Origin of the sequence: Georgenia phoenicis (assembly GCF_047302425.1) — a bacterium.
Classification (GTDB): Bacteria; Actinomycetota; Actinomycetes; order Actinomycetales; family Actinomycetaceae; genus Oceanitalea.
The window spans coordinates 2,778,096-2,797,828 of the sequence record NZ_CP154855.1 but is presented as its reverse complement, the minus strand read 5'-3'; the positions used below and the strand labels follow the sequence as shown (position 1 = coordinate 2,797,828).

Sequence of the window (19,733 nt, the reverse complement as noted above, 5' to 3'; positions counted from 1 at the left end):
AGGACACATGGACATCGACATGACCGCGCTGCGCCTGATCGAGAGCGAGCGCGAGATCCCCCTCGACGTGCTGGTCGGCGCGATCGAGGAGGCGCTCCTGCTCGCCTACCAGCGCACCCCGGGCGCCGCCGAGCGCGCCCGCGTCGAGCTGGACCGCCGCAGCGGGCGCGTCACCGTGCTGGCGACCGAGCTCGACGAGGAGGGCAACGCCGTCGGCGAGTACGACGACACCCCCAGCGGCTTCGGCCGGATCGCCACGTCGACCGCCCGCAGCGTCATCGTCCAGCGGCTGCGTGACGCCGAGGACGACCAGGTCATGGGCTCGCTGCGGGACCGCGCCGGCACCCTCATCGCCGGCGTCGTCCAGCAGGGCCGCGACCCGCGCGTCGTCCTCGTCGACATCGGCGAGCTCGAGGCCGTGCTGCCCGCCCACGAGCAGGTGCCGACCGAGACCTACCGTCACGGTGACCGGCTGCGCGCCTACGTCCTCGAGGTCACCCGCGGCGCCAAGGGCCCCTCGGTCACCCTCTCGCGCACCCACCCCAACCTCGTGCGCGAGCTCTTCGCCCTCGAGGTGCCCGAGGTCGCCGACGGCAGCGTCGAGATCAAGGCCCTCGCCCGCGAGGCCGGGCACCGCACGAAGATCGCCGTCGCCTCCACCGTCCCCGGCCTCAACGCCAAGGGCGCCTGCATCGGCCCGATGGGCCAGCGCGTGCGCGCCGTCATGAGCGAGCTCGACGGCGAGAAGATCGACATCGTCGACTACAGCGAGGACGCCGCGACCTTCGTCGCCAACGCCCTCTCGCCGGCGCGCGTGACGAGCGTCGAGGTCGTCGACCCCGAGGAGCGCTCCGCGCGCGTCGTCGTCCCCGACTTCCAGCTGTCGCTCGCGATCGGCAAGGAGGGGCAGAACGCCCGCCTCGCTGCGCGGCTCACGGGCTGGCGCATCGACATCCACTCCGACACCGAGGGCGAGCAGGCCGAGGGCTGAGCCCCGCGCGAAGGGCGTGTGAGCAAACACACCACCCCCTGCACCGGGGGCCCTCGCTGTCCCCGAGTGGCCCGTGGGGGTAGACTTCCCGACGGGCCACAGCCCGATATCCCATGACGATGCCACCCCCCTCACCTCGCGGCGGGGGACAGGTGCGCACATGTGTGGGGTGCCGGACCAAGGCCCCACGGTCCGCCCTCGTGCGGGTCGTCCTGGTGCCTCACCCGCCTCGCGCGGTGGTGGACGAACGGACGGACGCCCCTGGGCGGGGGGCCTGGTTGCACGCTGACCGGGCCTGCCTGGACCTCGCCGAACGCCGGCGGGCCTTCCCCCGGGCCCTGCGCTCCGCAGGGCCGGTGGACACCACCGCCGTCACGGAGTGGTTCAGCACGAGAACGCCGGGTCAGACCTGAGCCGGCACGAGTCATCGACGAAGAAAGCGGGTTGGAAGCCGATGGGCACCCGATGAGTACCCAGCGATGAGTTCCAAGCACTAAGACGGCCCCACCCTGTCCCGGGCGGGCCGAGACAGGAGAGATGTGGCAAAGCTTCGCGTCCACGAGCTCGCAAAGGAGCTCGGCGTCGACAGCAAGACGGTCCTCGCCAAGCTCGGCGAGCTCGGAGAGTTCGTCAAGTCGGCGTCCTCGACCGTCGAGGCGCCGGTCGTGCGCCGCCTGCGGGAAGCCATTCCCGCGCCGACGGCCTCCGAGGAGAAGCCGGCACCCAAGAAGCCGAGCAAGCCGAAGGCACCCGCCAAGGCAGCCGAGCCGGCCCCCGAGGCCCCCGCCGAGCAGGCCGCCCCCGCGGCCCCGGCCCCGGCCCCCGCCCCGGCCCGCCCGCAGGCGCCCGCCGCCGAGCGGCCCGCGGCGCCCAAGCCCGGTGCACCCGCGCCGAGCGCCCCCGAGAGCACCCCGGCCGCTCCGGAGGCCCCGCCCGCCGCGCAGCCGGCGGCCAAGGCTGAGCGTCCCGAGGCCCCCAAGCCCGCCGCGGCCGGCCCCAAGCCCGGTGCCCCGCGCCCCGGCAACAACCCCTTCGCCACGAGCCAGGGCATGCCCCGGCCCGGTGGCAGTGGTGGACCCCGTCCCGGTGGTCCGCGTCCCGGCGCCCCGCGCCCGGGCAACAACCCCTTCGCCACGAGCCAGGGCATGCCCCGGCCCGGTGGCAGCGGCGGCCCCGGTGCAGGCGGCCCCCGCCCCGGCGGTCCGCGTCCCGGCGGTCCCCGCCCCGGTGCGGGTGCCGGCACGGCCGGCCCGCGTCCGGGTGGCGCCCCGCGCCCCGGTGGCGCGCGTCCCAGCCCTGGCATGATGCCCGGCCGTAGCTCGGTCGGCACGCCCGGCGCCCCCGCACGTGGTGGCGGCCGTGGCCGTCCCGGTGGCGGTGGCCCCGGTGGTCCCGGTGGCGCAGGCGGTCCCGGTGGCGGCGGTCGTCCGGGCGGTTTCGCCGGTCGCGGCGGCCGTGGTGGCCGCGGCGGCACGCAGGGTGCCTTCGGGCGTCCCGGCGGCAAGCCGGTCCGCGGGCGCAAGTCCAAGCGCGCGAAGCGTCAGGAGTTCGAGCAGCAGGGCGCGCCGAGCCTCGGCGGCGTCCAGGTTCCCCGCGGCGACGGCAGCACCGAGGTGCGGATCCGCGCCGGTGCCAGCCTCGCGGACTTCGCCGACAAGATCGACGCGAACCCCGCAGCGCTCGTGACGGTGCTCTTCCACCTCGGCGAGATGGCCACGGCCACCCAGTCGCTGGACGAGGACACCTTCCAGGCGCTGGGTGACGAGCTCGGCTACGTCGTCAAGATCGTCTCGCCCGAGGACGAGGACCGTGAGCTGCTCGGCGGCTTCGACATCGACCTCGACGCCGAGCTGGCCGGGGAGACCGACGAGGACCTCGCGGCCCGTCCGCCGGTCGTCACCGTCATGGGTCACGTCGACCACGGAAAGACCAAGCTGCTCGACGCGATCCGCAGCACCGACGTCGTCGCCGGCGAGGCCGGTGGCATCACCCAGCACATCGGTGCCTACCAGATCTGGACCGAGCACGAGGAGCAGGACCGCGCGCTCACCTTCATCGACACCCCCGGTCACGAGGCCTTCACGGCCATGCGTGCCCGTGGTGCGGACGTCACCGACATCGCGATCCTCGTGGTCGCGGCGGACGACGGCGTCATGCCCCAGACGATCGAGGCGCTCAACCACGCGCAGTCGGCCGGTGTGCCGATCGTCGTGGCGGTCAACAAGGTGGACAAGGAGGCGGCCAACCCCGCCAAGATCCGCCAGCAGCTGACCGAGTACAACCTCGTGGCCGAGGAGTACGGCGGCGACACGATGTTCGTCGACGTCTCCGCGCTCCAGCGCAAGGGCATCGACGAGCTCCTCGAGGCCGTCCTCCTCACGGCGGACGCCGCGCTGGACCTGCGGGCAAACCCCGACAAGGACGCGCGCGGCGTGGCCATCGAGGCCAACCTCGACAAGGGCCGGGGCACGGTCGCGACCGTCCTCGTCCAGTCCGGAACCCTGCACGTCGGGGACGCCATCGTCGCCGGCACCGCCCACGGGCGCGTCCGGGCCATGTTCGACGAGCACGGCGAGGCGGTCGAGGAGGCCGGCCCCGCGAGGCCGGTGCAGGTCCTCGGCCTCACCTCGGTGCCGCGCGCCGGCGACACCTTCCTCGTGGCCGGCGACGACCGGACCGCGCGGCAGATCGCCGACAAGCGGGCCGCCGCCGAGCGCGCCGCGACGCTGGCCAAGCGCCGCAAGCGCGTCTCGCTGGAGGACTTCACCGAGGCGCTCCAGCAGGGCCGGGTCGAGACCCTCAACCTCGTCCTCAAGGGCGACGTCTCCGGTGCCGTCGAGGCGCTGGAGGACTCGCTCCTCAAGATCGAGGTCGGCGACGACGTCGCGCTGCGGATCATCCACCGCGGCGTGGGTGCCATCACCCAGAACGACGTCAACCTCGCCACGGTCGACAACGCCATCATCATCGGCTTCAACGTCAAGCCCGCCGAGCGCGTCAACGAGCTGGCCGACCGCGAGGGCGTCGACATCCGGTACTACTCGGTCATCTACCAGGCGATCGACGACGTCGAGCAGGCGCTCAAGGGCATGCTCAAGCCGGAGTACGAGGAGGTGCAGCTGGGTACTGCCGAGGTGCGCCAGGTGTTCCGCTCCTCCAAGGTCGGCAACATCGCCGGTTCGATCGTCCGGTCCGGCACCATCCGCCGGAACACCAAGGCGCGCGTCCTGCGGGACGGCGTCGTCGTGGGGGAGAACGTCACCATCGACTCCCTGCGTCGCGAGAAGGACGACGTCACCGAGGTCCGCGAGGGCTTCGAGTGCGGCATCAGCCTCGGGTCGTTCAACGACATCACCGAGGGCGACGTCATCGAGACCTTCGAGATGCGCGAGAAGCCGCGTAGCTGACCGGGCACCAGCCCGACGGCGTGGCGCGCACCATCCCTGGTGCGCGCCACGTCGCGTCCGCCCCGACAGGAGGGAACCATGGCCGACACCCCGCGCATGCGCCGCGTGAGCGACCGCATCCAGCAGATCGTCGCGTCGATGCTCGAGTCCCGCATCAAGGACCCGCGCCTCGGCTTCGTCACCGTGACGGAGGTCCGGGTCACCGGTGACCTCCAGAACGCCACCGTCTACTACACCGTGCTCGGCGACGAGCAGGCGCAGCGCGACACCGCTGCCGCCCTCGCCTCCGCGCGCGGCCACATCCGCTCGGAGGTCGGCAAGCAGCTCGGCCTGCGGCTCACCCCGACGCTCGAGTTCACGGCCGACGCCGTGCCCGAGACCGCCGCGGACCTCGAGCGGGCCCTGCGCGAGGCCGCCGAGCGCGACGCCGAGCTGGCCCGTCTCGCGGCCGGCGCCACCCCCGCCGGGGACGCCGACCCGTACCGTCGCCCCGCCGCGGACGACGACGACCAGGCCGGCGACACCGCCGACGACGCCCGCTGATCATGCAGGTGAGCATCCCGCGGCTCGGCGCCGCCGGCGTCGCCGTCGGGGTGCTCTCCGGGCTGCTCGGGATCGGCGGGGGAGTGGTCCTCGTCCCGCTTCTCGTCCTCCTCCTCGGGATGGCGCAGAAGCGGGCCCAGGCCACGTCCCTCGCCGCGATCACCCTCACCGCCGTCGCCGGTGCGGTGAGCTACGGGCTGGCGGGCGACGTCGTCCTCGTGCCCGCGCTCGTCGTCGCCGCCGGTGGGATCGCCGGCACGCTCATCGGGGCCGAGCTCGTCCACCGCATGTCCGAGCGGGCGCTGCGGCTCGTCTTCGCCGTCGTCATGATCGCCGTCGCCGTCCGTATGGCCCTCGCCCCGCCGGTCGAGGGCGCGGGCGAGCTCGCCCACCTCGACCCGCCGGTCCTCGCCGGCTACGTGGGCGCCGGGCTGCTCATGGGGCTGCTCTCCGCGATGGTCGGGATCGGCGGCGGCGTCGTCATGGTGCCGCTGCTCGTCATCGGCTTCGGCTTCTCGCCCCACGAGGCGCAGGGCACCTCGCTGGCCGTCATGGTGCCGGTGTCCCTCATGGGGGCCTGGCGCCACGCGCGGCGCGGGTACACCGACTGGCGCGCGGGGCTGATCCTCGGTGCCGGCGGCGTGCTGGGTGCCCCGCTCGGGGCGCTGCTCGCGCAGGCGGTTCCCGAGGAGTGGCTGCAGCGGCTCTTCGCCGTGCTCCTCGTCTACTCCGCCGTCCAGCTCGTCCTCAAGGCCCGCAAGCGCTGACGGCTGCCGCCGGCCCCGCCCCGCCCCCGTGTGCCGACAGCCGGATTCTCCGCGCTCGACGACGTCCCCGATGCCCCCGGGTAGCGCCGAGAGTCGGATCTTCCGCGGTCGACGACGTCTCCGACGCTCCCAGTAGCACCGAGAGTCGGATTCTCCGCGCCGCAGCGACGAGCGCCGCCGGAGAATCCGGCTGTCGGCGGAGGGGGCGCGCCGCGCCGCCGGAGAATCCGGCTGTCGGCGGAGGGCGGGGGCGAGCGCTGCTAGCGTCGCCGGGTGACTGAGCGACGTTCCCCCTCCGGTTCCGCCGAGCCGACCGACGGCCTCCTCGTGGTCGACAAGCCGCCGGCGTGGACGAGCCACGACGTCGTCGGGCGGGTGCGCCGCCTGGCCGGCACCCGCAAGGTCGGCCACGCCGGCACCCTCGACCCCATGGCCACCGGGGTGCTCGTGCTCGGCGTCAACCGCGCCACCCGGCTGCTCACCTACCTCGTCGGCGCCGACAAGGAGTACACCGCCACCGTGCGCCTCGGCCAGGCCACCGTGACCGACGACGCCGAGGGGGAGGTCACCGACGCCCCCGGGGCCGCCGCCGTCGACCCCGACGCGCTCTCCGCCGCCGTCGCCGCGCTGCGCGGGCCGATCGAGCAGGTCCCCAGCTCCGTCAGCGCGATCAAGGTCGACGGCAAGCGCTCCTACGCGCGCGTCCGCGGCGGCGAGGAGGTCGCGCTCCCCGCCCGGCCGGTCACCATCCACCGCCTCGACGTGCTCGCGCAGCGCACGACGACGGCGCAGGACGGCACCGCCGTCACCGACCTCGACGTCGTGGTCGGGTGCTCCTCGGGCACCTACGTCCGTGCCCTCGCCCGCGACCTCGGCGCCGCGCTCGGCACCGGGGGCCACCTCACGGCGCTGCGCCGCACCTACGTCGGCCCCTTCGCCCTCGACGGCGCCGCGGACCTCGAGGCCCTCGGCGCCGCGCACGCGGAGGGCCGGCCCGTGCGCCTGCTCTCGATGACCGACGCGTGCCGCGCCGCCTTCACCGTCCGCGAGCTCACCGAGCGCGAGACGACCGCGGTGCGCTACGGCCAGCGCGTGGACGCCACCGGCCAGGACGGCCCGGTCGCCGCGCTCGCCCCGGACGGCCACGTCGTCGCCCTCCTCGAGGACAAGGGCGCCCAGGCGCGCCCGGTGCTCGTCCTCGACCCCGCCTGAGCCGCCCGCCTCTCCGCGCGAGGCCCGCCCGGGTGTGCCACCCTGCCCGGACGGCGTCACGCGACGAGAGGGGGAGCGGTGCTCCAGGTGCTGTGGGGAGTGGGCGGCATGGTCGTCGTCCTCGGGATCGCGTGGCTGCTGTCGGTCGACCGACGGCGGATCAGCTACCGCACCGTCTCCCTCGCGCTGCTCGTCCAGATCGTCTTCGGCGTCCTCGTCCTCTACGTGCCCGCCGGCCAGCGGGTCCTCGAGTCGGTGACCTCGGGCGTGCAGTCGGTCATCAACTCCTCCGCGGAGGGGATCGCCTTCCTCTTCGGCCCGATCCTCCCCGAGGAGGGCTCGGTCTTCGCCTTCCAGGTGCTCCCGGTCATCGTCTTCTTCGCGGCGCTGACCGCGGTGCTTTACCACGTGGGCCTGCTCCAGCTCGTCACGCGCTGGATCGGTGGCGCGCTGGCCAAGCTGCTCGGGACCACCGGGCCGGAGTCGATGAACGCCGCCGCGAACATCTTCGTCGGCCAGACCGAGGCACCCCTGGTCATCCGTCCCTACATCAAGCACATGACGCCCTCGGAGATCTTCGCGGTCATGGCCGGCGGCCTCACGACCGTCGCCGGCTCGGTCCTCGTCGGCTACTCGCTGCTCGGCGCGAACCTCGAGTACCTCATCGCCGCCAGCTTCATGGCCGCCCCCGCCGGCCTCCTCATGGCCAAGATGCTCGTCCCGGCCGGCGCCCTCGCGGACCTCGGCCCCAACGCGCGGACGGACGCGACCGCCGTCGCCACCGACGACGACGTGACCCCGCCCGCCCGCCGCGGCGGCAGGCTGGCGGCGGCCTTCCGTCGCGGCTCCCGCCGGGGCGGCACCCACGAGGGCCGCGACGAGCTGGTCCGCCGGGCGCGCGGTGAGGACGCCCCTGAGGAGGACGAGGAGGAGCCGCCGATCAACGTCATCGACGCCGCCGCCCGCGGCGCGTCCGACGGCCTGTCCCTCGCGCTCAACGTCGGCGCGATGCTCCTCGCGTTCATCTCCCTCATCGCCCTGGCCAACATCGTCGTCGGCGGCATCGGCGGGTGGTTCGGCTACGAGGACCTGTCGGTCGAGGAGATCCTCGGCTACGTCTTCTCCCCGGTCATGGCGGCCGTCGGGGTGCCGCTCCACGAGGCCGTCGACGCCGGCTCCTTCCTCGGCCAGAAGGTCATCCTCAACGAGTTCGTCGCCTTCTCCGACTTCGCGCCCCGGGCGGACGACTACAGCGAGAAGTCCCAGGCGGTCATCACCTTCGCGCTCACCGGCTTCGCCAACCTCGGCTCCCTGGCCATCCTCCTCGGCGGGCTGGGCGGCATCGCACCGACACAGCGCAGCGTCATCGCCACGCTCGGTCTGCGCGCGGTGCTCGCCGGCACGCTCGGCAACCTCCTCTCCGCGGCCATCGCCGGGATCCTCATCGGCTGAGCCGGGGTACTCTCGCCTGGGCCCACGACAGTCGACGACAGAAGGAGCACCAGCGTGCAGGTGTGGCACGGCATCGAGCAGATCCCCGACGATCTCGCCGGCAGTGTCGTCACCATCGGCAACTTCGACGGCGTCCACCGCGGCCACCGCGCCGTCCTCGCGAGGACGACCGACCGCGCCCGTGCCCTCGGCGTCCCCGCCGTCGCCCTCACCTTCGACCCGCACCCCGCGCAGGTCCACCGCCCCGGCAGCACGCCGCCGCTCCTCACCGGCCTCACCGACCGCCTCGAGCTCCTCGCCGGGCTCGGCGTCGACGCCACGCTCGTCGTCCACTACACCCTCGAGCTCTCCCGCCTCACCCCCGAGGAGTTCGTCACCGGCTACCTGCGCGACGCGCTGCGGGCGCGGGCCGTCGTCGTCGGCCACGACACGCGCTTCGGCCGCGACAACTCCGGTGACCAGCACACGATGGCGGCCCTCGGCGAGGAGCACGGCTTCGCCGTCGACGTCGTCGCGGACGTCGGCGCCGACCGCCGCTGGTCCTCGAGCTGGGCCCGCGAGCTCGTCGAGGCCGGGGACGTCGCCGCCGCCGCGACCGTCCTCGACCGCCCCCACCGCATGCGCGGCGTCGTCGTCCGCGGCCAGGCCCGCGGCCGCGACCTCGGCTTCCCGACGGCGAACCTCGCCCCGTCCGCGACCGGCACCATCCCCGCCGACGGCGTCTACGCGGGCTGGCTGCGCCGGCACGGCGGCACGGGGGAGCGGCTGCCTGCCGCGATCTCCGTGGGCACCAACCCGACCTTCGGCGACATTGCCGAGCGCATCGTCGAGGCCCACGTCATCGGCCGCGACGACCTCGACCTGTACGACGAGGAGGTGCTCGTCGAGTTCGTCAGCCGGCTGCGGCCCACGCTGCGCTACGAGGGCATCGAGCCGCTCATCGCCCAGATGCGCGTCGACGTCGCCGACGCGCTGGCCGTCCTCGGCGTCTGATAGCATCGGTCCTTGCCGTAGATCGGCCGCGGATGCGTCATGCCCGGGTGGACATGCCCCGGTGCTCCGCGCAACGACACCCCAAGGAGAACCCGTGCCCCTCGCTGCAGACGTCAAGCAGTCCATCATCGCCGAGTACGCCACCCACGAGGGCGACACCGGTTCGCCCGAGGTCCAGATCGCGCTCCTGAGCCGTCGGATCCTCGACCTCACCGAGCACCTGAAGTCGCACAAGCACGACCACCACAGCCGTCGTGGTCTGCTCCTGCTCGTCGGCCAGCGCCGCAACCTGCTCAAGTACCTGCAGCGCGTCGACATCGACCGGTACCGCGCCCTCATCGGGCGCCTCGGACTGCGTCGCTGACACTCGAGCCGGCTCGGACCCACACGGGTCCGGGCCGGCTGTGCATGTCCGCCGGTCACGGCGGACGACAACTCCACACACACCACCACCGCGCAGGACGTACCGTGCCGGTTTTCGGTAGTGGCCCCCGGAACGCCGCATCGTCGGCAGGTCCGTGGGCCTCGATCGAAGGCCGCCGGACACCGCGCGGACGACCACGAAGGAGGGCGCCCCATGGAGGGACCCGAGATCACGTCCGCCGAAGCTGTCATCGACAACGGCAGCTTCGGTACCCGCACCATCCGCTTCGAGACCGGCCGCCTGGCCCGTCAGGCCGCCGGCTCCGCCGTCGCGTACCTCGACGAGGACACGATGCTGCTGTCGGCCACCACGTACGGCAAGAACCCGAAGGACCACTTCGACTTCTTCCCGCTCACCGTGGACGTCGAGGAGCGCCAGTACGCCGCCGGCAAGATCCCCGGCTCGTTCTTCCGCCGCGAGGGCCGCCCCTCGACCGAGGCGATCCTCGCCTGCCGGCTCATCGACCGCCCGCTGCGCCCGTCCTTCGCCAAGGGCCTGCGCAACGAGGTCCAGGTCGTCGAGACCGTCCTCGCGATCCACCCCGACGACTCCTACGACGTCCTGGCGATCAACGCCGCGTCGATGTCGACCCAGATCTCCGGACTGCCCTTCTCCGGGCCGATCGGCGGCACCCGCATCGCCCTCATCGACGACCAGTGGGTCGCCTTCCCGCGCTACTCCGAGCTCGAGCGGGCCGTCTTCTCGATGGTCGTCGCCGGCCGCGTCGTCACCGACGCGCAGGGCAACGAGGACGTCGCGGTCATGATGGTCGAGGCCGAGGCCACCGACAACGCCTGGACCCTCATCCAGGACGGCGCCACCGCGCCGACCGAGGAGGTCGTCGCCCAGGGCCTGGAGGCCAGCAAGCCGTTCATCCTCGCGCTGTGCCGCGCGCAGAGCGAGCTCGCGGAGAAGACCTCCAAGCCGACCACCGAGCTGCCCCGCTTCCTCGACTACACCACCGAGGAGTACGAGGCCGTCGTCGCGCACGCCGCCAAGGACCTCGCCGAGGCCATCGCCATCGCGGGCAAGCACGAGCGGGAGAACCGTCTCGACGAGGTCAAGAAGGCCACCCTCGAGGCGCTCGCCGGGCAGTTCCTCGACGCCGAGAAGAACCTCTCCGCCGCCTTCCGCGCCGCGACGAAGCACTTCGTGCGCCAGCGGGTCCTCAAGGACGGCGTCCGCATGGACGGCCGCGGCCTGCGCGACATCCGCACCCTGTCGGCCGAGGTCGACGTCCTGCCGCGCGTCCATGGCTCCGCGCTCTTCGAGCGTGGCGAGACGCAGATCATGGGCGTCACGACCCTCAACATGCTCCGCATGGAGCAGCAGCTCGACACGCTGTCGCCGCAGACGCGCAAGCGCTACATGCACAACTACAACTTCCCGCCCTACTCGACCGGTGAGACCGGCCGCGTGGGCTCGCCCAAGCGCCGCGAGATCGGCCACGGCGCCCTCGCCGAGCGCGCGCTCGTGCCCGTCCTGCCCTCCCGCGAGGAGTTCCCCTACGCGATCCGGCAGGTCTCCGAGGCCCTCGGCTCCAACGGCTCCACCTCGATGGGCTCGGTCTGCGCCTCGACGCTGGCCCTGTACAACGCCGGTGTGCCGCTGCGCGCGCCCGTCGCCGGCATCGCCATGGGCCTCATGAGCGACGAGGTCGACGGTGAGACCCGCTACGCGGCGCTCACCGACATCCTCGGCGCCGAGGACGCCTTCGGCGACATGGACTTCAAGGTCGCCGGTACCCGCGAGTTCGTCACGGCCATCCAGCTCGACACGAAGCTCGACGGCATCCCGTCGTCCGTGCTCACCGGTGCCCTGTCCCAGGCCCGCGACGCGCGTCTGCACATCCTCGACGTCATGACCGAGGTCATCGACGCCCCCGACGAGATGGCCCCGACGGCGCCGCGCGTCATCACCGTCAAGGTCCCCGTCGACAAGATCGGTGAGGTCATCGGCCCCAAGGGCAAGATGATCAACCAGATCCAGGAGGACACCGGCGCGGACATCTCCATCGAGGACGACGGCACCGTCTACATCGGCGCGACCGACGGCCCCTCGGCCGAGGCCGCCCGCCAGGCGGTCAACGCCATCGCCAACCCGCAGATGCCCGAGGTGGGCGAGCGCTTCGTCGGCACCGTCGTCAAGACGACGACCTTCGGCGCCTTCGTCTCCCTGTCCCCGGGCAAGGACGGCCTGCTCCACATCTCGCAGATCCGCCGTCTCGTCGGTGGCAAGCGTGTGGAGAACGTCGAGGACGTCCTCTCCGTGGGCCAGCAGGTCCAGGTCGAGCTCGCCGAGATCGACCCGCGCGGCAAGCTCTCCCTCCACGCCGTCGTCGACGACGAGGAGCAGGGCGAGGCCGCCGAGGGCGAGCAGGCCGAGGCCGCCGAGGCGCCCGAGGCCGAGCAGGCCGAGCGCACCGAGCGTCCGCGCCGCGAGGGTGGCGGCCGCCGTCGTGAGCGTCGTACCCGTACGCGGGAGGACGGCGACAGCGCCGGTGCCTGAGGCACTTCCCCTGGGCCCGGCCGGTGAGCCGGGTACCGAGATCTCGCTGGAGCAGGACGGCAGCGTCATCCGACGCTCCGTCCTGCCCGGCGGGATCCGCGTGCTGAGCGAGGCCATGCCGGCCCAGCGCTCGGCCACGATCGGGGCCTGGGTGGCCGTCGGCTCGCGCGACGAGACCGACGGCCACCACGGCTCCACCCACTTCCTCGAGCACCTGCTGTTCAAGGGCACCCCGCGCCGGGACGCCATGGACATCGCCGTCGCCTTCGACGCCGTCGGCGGGGAGGCCAACGCGGCCACCGGCAAGGAGCACACCTGCTACTACGCGCGGGTGCTCGACGCCGACCTGCCCATGGCGGTCGACGTCATCACCGACATGGTCACCTCCGCCCTGCTCGACGCCGAGGAGTTCGAGACCGAGCGCGGTGTCATCCTCGAGGAGCTCGCGATGGCGGGGGACGACCCCGTCGACGTCGCCCACGAGCAGTTCGCCACCGCGGTCCTCGGCCCGCACCCCCTCGGGCGACCCATCGGCGGGACGCCCGCGACGATCCGCGGCGTTCCCCGTGAGGCCGTGCTCGAGCACTACCGGCGCACCTACGTGCCCAGCGAGCTCGTCGTCACCGCGGCGGGCGCCGTCGACCACGACGAGCTGTGCCGACAGGTCCTCGACGCCGTCCGTGCGGGCGGCTGGGAGCTCGACCCCGCCGGCCGGCCCGCCGAGCGCCGCACCGCCGGAGACGACGCGCTGCCCGACGAGGGCCGCGCCCTCACCCTGCACCGCACGACCGAGCAGGCCAACGTCATCCTCGGCTGCCAGGGCCTGCCCGCCGGCGACGACCGCCGCTGGGCGCTGTCGGTCCTCATGACCGCCCTCGGTGGCGGGATGAGCTCGCGCCTCTTCCAGGAGATCCGCGAGCGGCGCGGCCTGGCCTACTCGACCTACGCCTTCGCCTCCTCCTACGCCGAGGCCGGCGTCGTCGGCCTCTACGCGGGCTGCGCGCCGGAGAACACGACGCAGGTCGTCCAGCTCCTCGGCGAGGAGCTCGACCGCATCGCCGCCGAGCCGCTGCCGGACGAGGAGCTCGAGCGGGCGATCGGCCAGCTCAGCGGCAACCTCGTCCTCGGCCTCGAGGACACCGGCTCGCGCATGTCGCGGCTCGGGCGCGCGGAGATCGTCCACGGCGAGCTGACGACCGTTGCCGAGACCCTCGAGCGCGTGCGCGCGGTGACGGCGGAGCAGGTCCAGCAGCTGGCCGCCGAGCTCGCCGCTCGGCCCCGCTCGCTCGTCGTCGTCGGCCCCTTCGACCACGACCTCGCCACCGAGCTCCTCAACCGATAACCGCCAGCCGCCGACACCTCACTTACCGCCGACAGCTGAGTTGTCGCCGACAGCTGAGTTATCGGTGAGAGAGGGGCGGGCGCGACCGGGTGACGGGACCGTCCGACCCCGCCTCGCACGCCCCGCTTATGCTCGCTCGCATGAGTGACTCCATCAGGGTGGCCGTGCTGGGAGCGGACGGGCGCATGGGCGCCACGGTCTGCCGCGCCGTCGAGAACGCGCCGGGCCTCGAGCTCGTCGCCCGTCTCGAGCGGGACGACGACGTCGCCTCGCTGGCCGGGCGGGCGGACGTGGCCGTCGACTTCACCGTCCCCTCCGTCACCGAGGCCAACGTCCACGCGCTCCTCGACGCCGGGGTCCACGCCGTCGTCGGCACGACCGGCTGGGACGACGCCGCCCTCGCCCGCGTGGAGGAGCACCTCGCGCGCACCGACGGGCTCGGGGTGCTCATCGCCCCGAACTTCGCCCTGTCCGTCGTGCTCGCCATGCAGTTTGCAGCCACGGCGGCCCGCTACTTCGAGTCGGCCGAGGTCGTCGAGCTGCACCACCCGAACAAGGTCGACGCGCCGTCGGGCACGGCGGTGGCCACGGCGCGCGGCATCGCCGCCGCCCGCCGCGAGGCCGGCCTGGGGGACATGCCCGACGCGACCGAGACCCAGCTCGACGGCGCACGCGGCGCCGTCGTCGACGGCGTCCACGTCCACGCGGTGCGCCTGCGCGGGCTCGTCGCCCACGAGGAGGTCGTGCTCGGCAACCCGGGGGAGCAGCTGACGATCCGCACCGACTCCTTCGACCGGGAGAGCTTCATGCCCGGGGTCCTCCTCGGCGTCCGCGAGGTCGGCGGCCGCCCCGGCCTCACCGTCGGCCTGGAGCACCTCCTCGACCTCGGCTGACCGCCGTCCCGGGAGGCGGCCTCGCCGAACGCTGCGCAGAATGGCGGGCGTGACTCGTCTCGCGGGCAGGTACGAGCTCCGGCACGTCGTCGGGCGTGGCGGGATGGGGCGTGTCTGGGCGGCCCACGACGTGGTCTCCGGCCGCGACGTCGCCGTCAAGACCGCGCTCCCCGCGCAGACCGAGGGACTGCGACGGGAGGCCGACCTCGCGGGCTCGGTCGACCACCCGGGCGTCGTCGACGTCCACGACGCCGGCCACGAGGGCACCACCGCCTACCTCGTCATGGACCTCCTGCGCGGCCCCGACCTCGCGGCGGTGCTGGACGAGGGCCCGGTCCCGCCCGCGGAGGCCGTGCGCGTCGCCCACGGCGTGGCGGACGCGCTGGCCGCCGTCCACGAGGCAGGGGTCGTCCACGGGGACGTCAAGCCGGCGAACGTCGTCCTCGAGGGCGACGCCGTCGTCCTCGTCGACTTCGGCGTCGCCGCTGCCGCGTGCGACGACGGCGGCCCGGTCACCTTCGGCACCGCGCCCTACATGGCGCCCGAGCGGGTGGTGTCCGCGCCGATGACCGGCGCGAGCGACGTCTACGCCCTCGGCTGCCTCCTCACGGCGATGCTCGCCGGCCGCCCGCCGTTCACCGCCGACACCGCGACGGACGTGCTCCACCGCCACGTGCGGGCCTCGGCCCCGCGGCTGCGCGACCTCGTCCCCGACGTCCCCGAGCGGCTCGACGCGCTCGTGGCGGCGATGCTCGAGAAGGAGCCGGGCACCCGGTGCACGGCGGCCCAGGCGCGGGACGTGCTCGCCGGGCTGCGCGCCGACCACCCGCTCCTCGCCCGGCCGCTGCGTGCCGTGGGCGACGGCGGCACGCGGCTCGACCCGGACGCCACCCGCCCGGTCCTCGAGGTCCTGCCCTCCGCGGCCTGAGCCGCGGGCCGGCTAGCGCCCGAGGGCGGCGAGAGCCGCGACCGTCATGTCCCACAACCGCTCACGGTCCAGGCCGACGGCCACGGAGGTCCGCAGCGGGCGCCCGAGGTCGCCGTCGAAGTCGGTGACGGTCATGCCGGTCGTCCATCGTCCCGCCGTCTCGACCGTGACGAAGGCGTCCCGGTAGCTCATGATCTCGGGGTCGAGCGCCGCGGCCACCGCGCACAGGTCGTGCACGGCGGGCGCGGGGAAGCCGCGCCGCGCGTAGGCACGGGTGAAGAACTCGAGCAGCTCGTCGACGAAGGCGGCCAGGGGAGTGCCGAGCTCCCGCACCCGCGCCCGGAAGGCGTCGTCGGCGAGGGCCTGGTGGGTGAGGTCCAGGCCCACCATGGTCACCGGCCAGGAGGCGGCGAAGACCGCGTCGGCCGCCTCCGGGTCGACGAGGATGTTGAACTCCGCGGCCGGCGTGCGGTTGCCGCGGGTGTAGCTGCCGCCCATGAGCACCACCCGCTTGACCAGGTCCGCGAGCCGCGGCTCGCGGGCGAGCGCGAGGGCGATGTTTGTGAGCGGGCCGGTCGGCACGAGCGTCACCGTGCCCGGCTCGTGCGCGAGGACCGTCTCGACGATGAGCTCGGCGGCCCGCCGCCCGTCCAGGCCCACGGCGGGCTCCGGCAGCTCCGGCCCGTCCAGGCCGCTGTCCCCGTGGTAGTCCGGCGCCACGATCGGCTCACGGACCAGCGGCCGTGCGGCGCCCTGCGCCACCGGCACGTCGACCCCGGCCACGGTGCACACCGCGCGGGCGTTGCGGGTGACCTTCTCGATCGTCTGGTTGCCGGCGACGGTCGTGATGCCCAGCAGCTCGCAGCGCGGGTCGCCCGCCGCGAGGAGGATTGCCAGCGCGTCGTCGTGCCCCGGGTCGCAGTCGAGGATGATCTTCTCGGTCATGGCCCGAGTGTGGCCCCCGGCTCAGACCTGGGCGAACCAGCAGCTCTCGACGACCTCGCCCGCACCGGTCGCCAGCACCCGGCGCGGACCGGCGGGGGCGAAGCCTGCCGAGGAGAGGAACCGGGTGCGGGCGTCGTCGGTCTGCCCGGCCCAGGTGAGCAGGGAGGTCGCCCCGGCATCCCGGGCGAGGTCCACGCAGGCGGCGAGGAGGCGCGAGCCGTGACCCTCGCGGGTGTGGGAGGCGGTGACCTCGAGGGCGAGCACCTCGAGCGGCACGTCGCCCGCCGCGTCCGGCAGGTCCACGCCCTCGACGGGCGCGAAGGCGAGGAAGCCGACGACCTCGGCGCCGGCGCAGGCCGTGAGCACCCGGTGGCGCGGCGAGGGCGGCTCGGTGACGGCGGCCCGCCACTGGGCGGTCACCGCCGCGGTGTCGACGGCGCCGAGCTCCTCCTCGGTGATGATCCCGCGCGCGCGCCAGGCCGCCAGCTGCAGCCCGGTGATGAGCCCGGCGTCCTCCGGGACGGACGGACGGACCGAGAGGTCCGCCGTCGGGCCGTGGTCGTGACCCGCGTGCGGGTCGTCGTCGGGCATCGCGCCGGCTGCCAGGGCACCGAGCAGGTCGTCCGCGTCGTGCGGTCCGCTGTCCATCCTCACCCGTGCAGGCTACCGGCGCCGGGCGGTCACGGGGCGGACCGCCGCAGTCCGTCGGCCGCGTGGACGGTACCGTCGTCCCCATGAACGCTGCCGCACCCTCGCGCACCTTCGGCTCGGTGTCGGTCGCCATGGTGACCCCCTTCCACGCCGACGGCTCGGTCGACGTCCCCACAGCGCAGCAGCTGGCCGTCGACCTCGTCGACGCCGGCTGCGACAGCCTCGTCGTCAACGGGACGACCGGGGAGTCCTCGACCACCCACCAGCCCGAGAAGGACGCGCTCGTGCGCGGCGTCGTCGAGGCGGTGGGGGACCGCGCCATGGTCATCGCCGGTGCCGGCTCCAACGACACCGCCCACGCCGTGCGCATCGCCAAGAGCGCCGAGCGCACCGGCGCCCACGGGCTGCTCGTCGTCACCCCGTACTACAACCGCCCCTCCCAGGCGGGTGTCGTCACCCACATCGAGACCATCGCCGACTCCACCGGTCTGCCGGTCATGCTCTACGACATCCCCGGCCGCACCGGCGTCGCCATCGGCGACGAGGCGCTCGACCGGCTCGCCGAGCACCCCCGCATCCTCGCGGTCAAGGACGCCACCGGGGACGTGCCGCACGGCTTCGAGCGCATGGCCCGCACCGGCCTGGAGTTCTACTCCGGCGACGACGGGCTGAACTTCGCGTGGCTCGCGCACGGCGCCTCCGGCGTCGTCAGCGTCGTCGGGCACCTCGCGGCCGGTGCCTACGCCGAGATGGTCGCGGAGGTCGACGACGGCGACCTCGTCGCCGCCCGCGCCGTCGCCAACCGCACCCGCGGCCTGGTCAATGCCATCATGGGAGGTGGCCAGGGCGCCGTCATGGTCAAGGAGGCACTTCACCTCCAGGGCCGACTGCCCAGCCCGGCCGTGCGGCTGCCGCTCGTGCGCGCCGCGGAGAACGAGATCGTGGCACTGGAACAGGTGCTGCGCCAGGAAGGACTTCTGTGAGCCACACCCACCCCGACCTCGCGCCCCCCGCGCCCCTCGCGCCGGGTGCGATGCGCATCGTCGCCCTCGGCGGCCTGGGTGAGGTCGGCCGCAACATGGCCGTCCTCGAGTACGAGGGCCGTCTGCTCGTCATCGACTGCGGCGTGCTCTTCCCCGAGGACGACCAGCCCGGCGTCGACCTCATCCTCCCGGACTTCGACTACATCGCCGACCGGATGGGGGACATCGAGGCGATCGTCCTCACTCACGGCCACGAGGACCACATCGGTGCCGTGCCCTACCTCCTGCGCCTGCGCCAGGACATCCCGCTCATCGGCTCCCAGCTCACGCTCGCGTTCATCGAGGCCAAGCTCAAGGAGCACCGCATCACCCCCCGCACCCGTGCGGTGAAGGAGGGGCAGGTCGAGCGCTTCGGGCCTTTCGAGACCGAGTTCGTCGCCGTCAACCACTCGATCCCCGACGCGCTGGCCGTCATGGTCCGCACCGGGGCCGGCAACGTCCTGCACACCGGTGACTTCAAGATGGACCAGCTGCCGCTCGACGGCCGCATCACCGACCTGCGCGCCTTCGCCCGCCTCGGCGAGGAGGGCGTGGACCTGTTCATGACCGACTCGACCAACGCCGAGGTTCCCGGGTTCACGACGGCGGAGGCCGAGATCGGCCCCGTCCTCGACTCGGTCTTCGCCGACGCGACGCAGAAGATCGTCGTCGCCTCCTTCGCCTCGCACGTGCACCGCGTGCAGCAGGTGCTCGACGCCGCCTACGCACACCGCCGCAAGGTCGCCTTCGTCGGCCGCTCGATGGTGCGGAACATGAAGATCGCGGCGGACCTCGGGTACCTGCACGTCCCGGAGGACACCGTCGTCGACATCAAGCAGGTCGACGACCTGCGGGACGACGAGCTCGTCCTCATGGCGACGGGCTCGCAGGGTGAGCCGATGGCGGCCCTCAGCCGCATCGCCAACCGCGACCACCGCGTGTCGGTGGGCCCGGGGGACACGGTGATCTTCGCCTCCTCCCTCATCCCGGGCAACGAGAACTCGGTCTACCGGGTCATCAACGGGCTCACCCGCCTCGGCGCGAAGGTCGTCCACCAGGCCAACGCCCGCGTGCACGTCTCGGGCCACGCCAGCGCCGGTGAGCTGCTCTACTGCTACAACATCGTCAAGCCGCGCAACGTCATGCCGGTGCACGGGGAGATCCGTCACCTCGTGGCCAACGGGGCGCTCGCCGTCAAGACCGGCGTGCCTGCCGAGCGGGTCGTGCTCGCCGAGGACGGCGTCGTCGTCGACCTCGTCGACGGCAGGGCCCGCATCGTCGGGGCCGTCCCCAGCCGCTACGTCTACGTCGACGGCTCGAGCGTCGGGGAGATCACCGAGGCCGAGCTCAAGGACCGCCGGATCCTCGGCGAGGAGGGCTTCATCTCGATCTTCGCCGCGGTGGACTCCGCGACCGGCGCGGTCGTCGCCGGCCCGCACATTCAGGCGCGCGGCATGGCCGAGGACGAGTCGGTGTTCGACGCGATCCTGCCCAAGGTCGCCGAGGAGCTGACCAACGCGGCCCGCGGCGGCACCACCGACACGCGCCAGCTGCAGCAGGTCATGCGCCGGGTGGTGGGCCGCTGGGCCTCCAGCCGGCTGCGCCGCCGGCCGATGATCATCCCGGTGGTCGTCGAGGCGTAGCCCGAAGGAGTG

General features: G+C 73.5%; 17 protein-coding genes. 15 read left to right on the top strand and 2 right to left on the bottom strand.

Annotation, left to right across the window (positions count from 1 at the left end; all coding sequences use genetic code 11):
- Positions 1-7: 7 nt before the first annotated feature.
- From nusA to AA0005_RS13240, 13 genes are all read left to right on the top strand, one after another.
- Positions 8-991, top strand: coding sequence for a transcription termination factor NusA (nusA, locus tag AA0005_RS13300; protein ID WP_413450621.1), 984 nt, complete (start codon positions 8-10; stop codon positions 989-991).
- Positions 992-1,104: 113 nt separating this feature from the next.
- Positions 1,105-1,404: a YlxR family protein gene (locus AA0005_RS13295; protein ID WP_413450620.1), complete on the top strand. Its 300-nt coding sequence runs from the start codon at positions 1,105-1,107 to the stop codon at positions 1,402-1,404.
- 126 nt (positions 1,405-1,530) lie between these two features.
- On the top strand, positions 1,531-4,398 hold the full coding sequence (gene infB, locus AA0005_RS13290; protein ID WP_413450619.1) for a translation initiation factor IF-2: 2,868 nt from the start codon (positions 1,531-1,533) through the stop codon (positions 4,396-4,398).
- A gap of 78 nt (positions 4,399-4,476) precedes the next feature.
- Positions 4,477-4,941: a 30S ribosome-binding factor RbfA gene (gene rbfA / locus AA0005_RS13285; RefSeq protein WP_413450618.1), complete on the top strand. Its 465-nt coding sequence runs from the start codon at positions 4,477-4,479 to the stop codon at positions 4,939-4,941.
- An 8-nt stretch (positions 4,942-4,949) separates the two neighbouring features.
- Positions 4,950-5,708 (top strand): sulfite exporter TauE/SafE family protein, encoded by a 759-nt coding sequence (locus AA0005_RS13280; protein WP_413450617.1) that lies wholly within the window; start codon positions 4,950-4,952, stop codon positions 5,706-5,708.
- Between the two features lie 273 nt (positions 5,709-5,981).
- On the top strand, positions 5,982-6,920 hold the full coding sequence (gene truB, locus AA0005_RS13275) for a tRNA pseudouridine(55) synthase TruB (RefSeq protein ID WP_413450616.1): 939 nt from the start codon (positions 5,982-5,984) through the stop codon (positions 6,918-6,920).
- Between the two features lie 78 nt (positions 6,921-6,998).
- Entirely contained in the window at positions 6,999-8,372 is a 1,374-nt protein-coding gene (locus tag AA0005_RS13270; RefSeq protein ID WP_413450615.1) for a NupC/NupG family nucleoside CNT transporter, read from the top strand.
- A gap of 54 nt (positions 8,373-8,426) precedes the next feature.
- The gene (locus AA0005_RS13265; protein WP_413450614.1) at positions 8,427-9,365 is read left to right on the top strand and encodes a bifunctional riboflavin kinase/FAD synthetase; all 939 of its coding nucleotides are present in this window, start codon (positions 8,427-8,429) and stop codon (positions 9,363-9,365) included.
- Between the two features lie 94 nt (positions 9,366-9,459).
- A complete protein-coding gene (gene rpsO, locus AA0005_RS13260; RefSeq protein ID WP_413450613.1) occupies positions 9,460-9,729 on the top strand; it encodes a 30S ribosomal protein S15 in 270 nt (89 codons plus the stop codon).
- Between the two features lie 213 nt (positions 9,730-9,942).
- Positions 9,943-12,297 carry a polyribonucleotide nucleotidyltransferase gene (locus AA0005_RS13255; protein WP_413450612.1) on the top strand — a complete coding sequence of 785 codons (2,355 nt, stop codon included), beginning with the start codon at positions 9,943-9,945 and terminating at the stop codon, positions 12,295-12,297.
- Positions 12,290-13,639 (top strand): M16 family metallopeptidase, encoded by a 1,350-nt coding sequence (locus AA0005_RS13250; protein ID WP_413450611.1) that lies wholly within the window; start codon positions 12,290-12,292, stop codon positions 13,637-13,639. The genes AA0005_RS13255 and AA0005_RS13250 overlap by 8 nt, the downstream gene beginning before the upstream one ends.
- 140 nt (positions 13,640-13,779) lie before the next feature.
- On the top strand, positions 13,780-14,532 hold the full coding sequence (dapB, locus tag AA0005_RS13245) for a 4-hydroxy-tetrahydrodipicolinate reductase (protein WP_413450610.1): 753 nt from the start codon (positions 13,780-13,782) through the stop codon (positions 14,530-14,532).
- A 49-nt stretch (positions 14,533-14,581) separates the two neighbouring features.
- Positions 14,582-15,460: a serine/threonine-protein kinase gene (locus AA0005_RS13240; RefSeq protein ID WP_413450609.1), complete on the top strand. Its 879-nt coding sequence runs from the start codon at positions 14,582-14,584 to the stop codon at positions 15,458-15,460.
- A gap of 12 nt (positions 15,461-15,472) precedes the next feature.
- Here the strand turns inward: AA0005_RS13240 and AA0005_RS13235 are convergent, their stop codons facing one another.
- The gene (locus AA0005_RS13235) at positions 15,473-16,405 is read right to left on the bottom strand and encodes a nucleoside hydrolase (protein ID WP_413450608.1); all 933 of its coding nucleotides are present in this window, start codon (positions 16,403-16,405) and stop codon (positions 15,473-15,475) included.
- Between the two features lie 21 nt (positions 16,406-16,426).
- Positions 16,427-17,053 (bottom strand): N-acetyltransferase family protein, encoded by a 627-nt coding sequence (locus AA0005_RS13230; protein WP_413453098.1) that lies wholly within the window; start codon positions 17,051-17,053, stop codon positions 16,427-16,429.
- 86 nt (positions 17,054-17,139) lie between these two features.
- Between AA0005_RS13230 and dapA the strand changes: the two genes are divergently transcribed.
- Complete coding sequence (gene dapA / locus AA0005_RS13225; protein WP_413450607.1) at positions 17,140-18,039, top strand: 4-hydroxy-tetrahydrodipicolinate synthase; 900 nt, start codon at positions 17,140-17,142, stop codon at positions 18,037-18,039.
- A complete protein-coding gene (locus AA0005_RS13220) occupies positions 18,036-19,721 on the top strand; it encodes a ribonuclease J (protein ID WP_413450606.1) in 1,686 nt (561 codons plus the stop codon). The genes dapA and AA0005_RS13220 overlap by 4 nt, the downstream gene beginning before the upstream one ends.
- Positions 19,722-19,733: the final 12 nt, after the last annotated feature.